Origin of the sequence: Shewanella sp. 10N.261.52.F9 (assembly GCF_041471165.1) — a bacterium.
In the GTDB taxonomy this organism is placed as follows: Bacteria; Pseudomonadota; Gammaproteobacteria; order Enterobacterales; family Shewanellaceae; genus Shewanella; species Shewanella marinintestina.
In genome coordinates, this window is the sequence record NZ_JBFRNX010000002.1 from 1 (window position 1) to 5,744 (window position 5,744).

Below are 5,744 nucleotides of genomic sequence, written 5' to 3' on the forward strand. Positions count from 1 at the left end.
CGTTATTTTGTTTTAGGCAATAAAATGCCGAGATAATAATTCTGGCTATGAAGAAAAAGTATGTGAGCAATGTGGTGCAGCCACATCAATCATTGAGGCTAATCGTTATTTTGTTTTAGGCAATAAAATGCCGAGATAATAATCCCGGCCACAAAGAGTGTGTGAGCAATGTCGTGCTTAATTAAACTCTAACTTGCAGGAGATGAGATGCCTTTAAGTTATTTCCGAGTTCTTGGAACGCATGTAAATAATAATCATTATCATTTGGTCTTGCAAGCTCAAAATGTAAAAAAGTGATTAATATTTGAGTAAATAAAATTTAATCAAATACAAGCAGTGGCTTACGTGACAAATACATTGGTAGTCTTTACATTAGCGATTAGTGAATTTCACTGGATTCGCCTTATTTGAAGCAAATTAAGCCCGGCTCTTAAAAAGTATGTGAGCATTGCGATGCTGTCATCACAATCGTTAGTATCAGATCGGTGACGAAGAAGTAGAGATGCTTTGTTCCAGGTAAAAAAATAGCCGGGATAATAATCCGCGGCTATTAAAAAGTATGTGGGCATTGCGATGCTGTCATCACAATCGTTAGTATCAGATCGGTGACGAATAAGTAGAGATGTTTTGTTTCAGGTAAAAAAATAGCCGGATAATAATCCGCGGCTATTAAAAGTATGTGAGCATTGCGATGCTGTCATCACAATCGTTAGTATCACATCGGTGACGAATAAGTAGAGATGTTTTGTTTCAGGTAAAAAAATAGCCGGGATAATAATCCGCGGCTATTAAAAAGTATGTGAGCATTGCGATGCTATCATCACAATCGTTAGTATCAGATCGGTGACGAATAAGTAGAGATGTTTTGTTTCAGGTAAAAAAATAGTCGGATAATAATCCGCGGCTATTAAAAGTATGTGAGCATTGCGATGCTGTCATCACAATCGTTAGTATCAGATCGGTGATGAATAAGTAGAGATGTTTTGTTTCAGGTAAAAAAATAGCCGGGATAATAATCCGCGGCTCTTAAAAAGTATGTGGGCATTGCGATGCTGTCATCACAATCGTTAGTATCAGATCGGTGACGAAGAAGTAGAGATGCTTTGTTCCAGGTAAAAAAATAGCCGGGATAATAATCCCGGCCACAAAGAGTGTGTGAGCAATGTCGTGCTGTAAGTAAAACTCATTGGCAAACAAAGATGATGAGAACTTTATTTGTTAATCCGAGTTCTGGAACGCGTGTTAACAATAATCATTCTCATTTAGATTTGCAAGCTTTATCGTACAACTTTTTCACATTTTGCTTATTTTATTTACTTGGAGATTTGTTTCAGGCAACAAAGCTGCATGATTACACGTGCTTTTGCAGGTGTAGCTTATTCTGGCTGTGGTTTTGCGCATCGCTAACCATAGCGGTGATCTGGTATTGATTGCTAATAAGCATATTCAGCATGCTAGGGAAGCAGTTACGGGTTTTAACGTCAATGCGCTGGTAACCTTGTTCTTTAGCCCACTTCTCTTGGTATTCAAGTAAGCTTTTAGCTAAACCCAGACCACGGAAATCAGGTGTAATACCACCTAACCAGCTGTAAAACACCTGAGCATCAGTCTGATAGCCAAGTTTAAAGCCTGCTATTTCGCCTTCCACTTTAGCAACAAGCAGTAATGCTGGGCCTGCCAATAGGCGTTGGCTGATCTCTTGCTTAGCGTAACCTTGTTCAAACTCAGGAATCGCGGTGTAAACAGTTTGGATTAACTCAAGCACTTCTGGCGTAAACTCAGTTACGGCTTCAATTTCAATGGTGTACATTTTCAAACTCTCAATAACTTCGCCGGTTCACCCTATAGAGCAGCCAAACCATTGACTGAAAGGTGAACGAATTGGCGAAATTATAACAGGTCAGTCCAGTTGTTGTTAAGCGTTAAATAGCGGTTTCACGAGTGCTGTTATGTAAGATCTTATCTTGTAAGAACTTTAGCAGCAGGCCGTAAGCTGGCAAGAACAGACCTAAACTGACAATTAGTTTGAATCCGTAATCAACAGTAGCGATTTCAGGCCAGTGTGCAGCCATAAATTCATCTGTTGAGGCATAGAAAGCTAAGGCGAAGAATACGATAGTGTCGATAAGGTTCCCCACTATGGTCGACGCAGAAGGTGCAACCCACCATGACTTAGTTTCTCTAAGCTTAGCAAACACAAAAATATCCATTAGTTGGCCGACTAAGTAAGCGGCAAAGCTGGCGAATGCGATTCTGAATACAAAGCTATTGAATTCCAGTAGAGCGTCTGCACCTTGGAAGCTGCCTTGGTGAAAGATAGCGCCCATCAAGTAAGAGATCACTAATGCAGGCAGCATCGCAAGGAAGATAATCTTTCTAGCGGCTTGTTGGCCAAATATGCGCACTGTTAGGTCGGTTGCTAGGTACACAAATGGAAAGCTAAAGGCGCCCCAAGTGGTATGGAAACCGAAGATCTGAAACGGGAGTTGTACTAGGTAGTTGCTTGCGCAAATAATAACAATATGAAAGCTGGCTAAAAGCAGCAGTGCACGGCGAAGCTGTGCTGGCGATAACATCAACATCTTGTGGCCTTTTTAAATAAATCGGGCGGGGTTAGGGAACCCGCAATAGCGACTAGCGCTATAATTTTGCAATTTTGGTTAATAACAGGGTATTTATCCCCAAGCTTGGGGGCGGCAAATTATAGAGAAGATTTATATTTGAGCAAGTGGAAATCTCGACGGCTAGTAAACTTTTGCCGTCGATAATTATTAAGTTATTGATTTTATTTGGCTGAGGTGAAAACTAGAGTTCAGTTAAAATCGACAAGATAGTTCTGAGCTTATTTTCAAGTTCTGTCCATTCTTTATCAGCTTCAGAGCCTGCAACAATACCTGCACCGGCAAATAAGTTGATACGACCAGGTTCAATTAATGCACTGCGAATCGCGACAGCAAACTCACTTTCATGCTTATTAAAATAACCGCAGGCACCAGCATACCAGCCTCTTACATAGCCTTCTTGTTGGCGAATAAAGTTCATTGCTGAATCTTTAGGTAGCCCGCCTACTGCAGGAGTTGGGTGCAACGCTTGGATCAGCTGAAAGTCACTCACACCCGCTTTAAGCTCGGCTCGAATAGAGCGATGTAGATGCTGAATATGGCTCAGCTTAAATACGGTTGGGGTTTCTTCTGCGCCAACATAATTGCTTAATGGGTTAAGTACATTAACGATATGCTGTCGAACAAGTTGATTTTCATGGCTATTTTTGGTGTCGTCGAGCAAAGCTTGCGCCAATTCTTTATCTTCTTCTTGGTTTAGTCCGCGAATTGTTGTGCCCGCAAGTGCTTCAGTGAATAGCTCACGTTGGCGACGACGATATAAACGCTCTGGCGTACAAGAGATAAAAGCGCTACCAGGTTTAAACTGGAAGCCAAATTGAAAACTATTGGGGTTACGTCCCTGCCAGCAGGCAAGTAACATCCATGGATCTACCTCTTCATTAATTTCTAACTGAGTTAAGCGAGACAAAACCACTTTTGGGGTGTCTTCAATAAATCTTGGATGGGTGACACGATTGACCAGCTCATTCCAGCGATGACGGTCAGGTCTATCGCTGCGGCCCATTAGTGCGACCTTGTTAGGTGGTGCTAGTGGCTTAGGCGCGTCCAATGCCTGCAATGATAGCAGTGCACTTTCTATTTCTTGGTTAAACTCATTTTCGTAAAAATTTAGATTAACCAGTAATTTAAATTCATTACCGCTACGACGTAATTCAACGCGAGGTAATACAAAGTGTGCCTTACCAAACTCTTGCCAGCTTTCATTGCGGCGATCAAACGCCACGCCACCGTAATAACGGATATCTTGATTACTGGTGAGTGAACGTTGCTTTTGATACTCAAGCGATAGCGCAATGTCATCAACGTCATCGCCAAAGAAAAAGTCCTTACAGCAGCCAATTGCTGCCACTTCTTCTTCGGTATCGCGGCCTTTCCAATATACGCGCGGATAGGTCGTTTGCGCTGCGAGCCAAGCAATTACTGGGATCGGTGAAACGACCACTGACAGCTGTACTATTGGGTCGCTGTTTGGCTGAAGCGTAAAGGATTTTAATTTGTCGGTTAAGGACTTAATAGCTTGAGGCAGCAAAGGGATGGTCAATAAGTACTCCAAACAAATATCATTAGGGCTTGCTTAGAGGAGCTGCCTCTAATCGGGATACACCCATCGCACATTGGTAATAAGAATCTTTACCACAAAGTAATAGTCTGTGATTAGAGTGTCAAGTTGATCGCTCTGCCTATGTGAACTCTCACTGACTATTTAATCGACATGCTTTTGATTTAACCAAATCAATTTCAATTACTCACCATCTCAAAACTTTATCCGCTATCAAGCTGAGTCAAATATGTGAGATTAATTGGCCCTTTTGTCCTTTGAGGATATTGGGTGGGTCATTTTGTCGCGTAGTGGGTTGCTGTTCTTTTCCCATTGTTCAAATTAGTCGATCTAAGTTTGTTTTATTGTTTTATCTACTTGAGTGTTGACGACGGCTTTTTGAAAATAGCCTTAATAATGTCGTTAGGATGATGAGATTCAATGAGAAAACAACAAAAAGTGCTGAAAGTATCCACATTAGCGCTAGCAATGAGCTTGGCTTACCAAGTGCAGGCTGATGAGATAGAACGTGATCCAATTCTTGATGTAACAGAGGTGATTGTTGTACACGGTGAGCGTGCGTCTGTTACTGAAGCTGCAACCACTCACTGGAGCTTAGACGAAGAAGAGATCAAAGCGTCAGGTGCTCAGAGCTTAGATCAAGTACTAAAGAGCGTACCAGGTATTTACGTGAGAACTGGTGGCCAAAGCACACCTCGCGTGGATATTCGTGGTTTTAAAGCTCGTCACGTTATTTACCTCATTAATGGTGTTCCTGCTAACGATGCAGAGGATGGCCAATTTGACCCTAGCCTAATTCCTACCGCACAAATTGCTTCTATTGAGGTATCAGTCGGACCTTCATCTGTGCTTTATGGTCCAGGTGGTGCAGGCGGTGTAATCAATATTATTACCAAGCAAGGCGACAATGCGCCGGCTATTTCTGGTCGTTTAGAAGCTGCTGAAGATAGCACCTTTAATGGTGATATCAGCGGCGCGGCAAGTGGCGATAACTGGCAAGGCCTAATGAACTATTCACGTCAACAGACAGACGGTTGGCCGATGTCTAGCGACTACAAAGATACCGAGTATCAGCAAGGCGATATGCGTGAAAACGCTGACAAGACCCTGAATAACTTTTATGCGCAGGGTAGCTACTTGATAAATGACAATACTCAGCTAATGGCGAATATGAGTATTCGTGACGGTGAGTGGGGCAAGCCAAGCCGTGATGGTCGTGGTACTGGTACGGTTAAGTTTGAGCGTGTTGATGATTATAACTCTAAAACGTTCCAGCTAGGTGTTGCTCATAAATTTAATGACATGTTCACGCTACGTGGTTTCGGTTATCACAACCAAAGTGACGTATTAGAAACTCAATACAAAGATAAAACGTACCAAGCGATTAAAGCGCAGCAAGATGGCCGCTCTACAGTACAAGGCGGTAACCTACAGTTTATCTCTAACTTTGATGACGCAGGCATATTGACCACAGCGCTAATCGCTGAAAAGCAAAGCTGGGAATCGCATACAGTAACGACCAATGATGCTGCTGTTTTAAGTGGTGGCGGTAACGGCGGTGG

Annotated in this window: 4 protein-coding genes; 1 reads left to right on the top strand and 3 read right to left on the bottom strand. The window is 42.4% G+C overall.

Annotation, left to right across the window (positions count from 1 at the left end; all coding sequences use genetic code 11):
* Positions 1–1,351: 1,351 nt before the first annotated feature.
* The 3 genes from AB4298_RS01975 to AB4298_RS01985 form a co-directional block, all read right to left on the bottom strand.
* A complete protein-coding gene (locus tag AB4298_RS01975) occupies positions 1,352–1,810 on the bottom strand; it encodes a GNAT family N-acetyltransferase (protein ID WP_248999882.1) in 459 nt (152 codons plus the stop codon).
* Positions 1,811–1,922: 112 nt separating this feature from the next.
* Entirely contained in the window at positions 1,923–2,582 is a 660-nt protein-coding gene (locus AB4298_RS01980) for a 7-cyano-7-deazaguanine/7-aminomethyl-7-deazaguanine transporter (RefSeq protein ID WP_248999881.1), read from the bottom strand.
* A 223-nt stretch (positions 2,583–2,805) separates the two neighbouring features.
* Positions 2,806–4,158 (bottom strand): isochorismate synthase, encoded by a 1,353-nt coding sequence (locus tag AB4298_RS01985; RefSeq protein ID WP_371985632.1) that lies wholly within the window; start codon positions 4,156–4,158, stop codon positions 2,806–2,808.
* Between the two features lie 444 nt (positions 4,159–4,602).
* On the opposite strand from AB4298_RS01985, the gene AB4298_RS01990 reads away from it, so the two are divergent.
* On the top strand, positions 4,603–5,744 hold a 1,142-nt coding region (locus AB4298_RS01990; protein WP_371985582.1), incomplete at its 3' end, for a TonB-dependent receptor.

Coding starts and splice junctions, on each gene's coding strand:
- AB4298_RS01975 (WP_248999882.1), bottom strand. CDS start 1,810: ATGTACACCATTGAAATTGAAGCCGTAACTGAGTTTACGCCAGAAGTG.
- AB4298_RS01980 (WP_248999881.1), bottom strand. CDS start 2,582: ATGTTGATGTTATCGCCAGCACAGCTTCGCCGTGCACTGCTGCTTTTA.